1 protein-coding gene is annotated in these 293 nt (G+C 51.9%); it reads left to right on the forward strand.

Annotation, left to right across the window (positions count from 1 at the left end; translation table 11 throughout):
* Positions 1–180: hypothetical protein (locus tag JT719_RS24590; RefSeq protein ID WP_207436423.1), on the forward strand; the 180-nt coding region annotated here is incomplete at its 5' end.
* Between the last annotated feature and the right edge of the window lie 113 nt (positions 181–293).

A 293-nucleotide genomic window follows, 5' to 3' on the forward strand; every position in this document is an offset into this window, starting at 1 on the left:
AGAATGCAGCCGCAGCTGAGCTTTGCAACCATTATCGGTGCGGACACCGATCGAACACGATCAAAGCCGTCTTTGTTTGAGTTCCTTCTGAAGCACGATCATTCCGGCAAACAGGGTCTGAGCCTTATTCCGGCACTTCTCCCGCTCATACGCCGCCCGCGTCGCCTGAAGATGCTCTGACAATTGATCGTTTGTCAGTTCGGCTAAGCTCTGAAGCTGTGGAACAACATCGTCGAAAATCGGAATCACAAGCGGATCTCCCGGAGCGCTTCATTTAACAATTTCCCACTGTG

Origin of the sequence: Sabulibacter ruber, from assembly GCF_017355955.1 — a bacterium.
Classification (GTDB): domain Bacteria; phylum Bacteroidota; class Bacteroidia; order Cytophagales; family Hymenobacteraceae; genus Nibribacter; species Nibribacter ruber_A.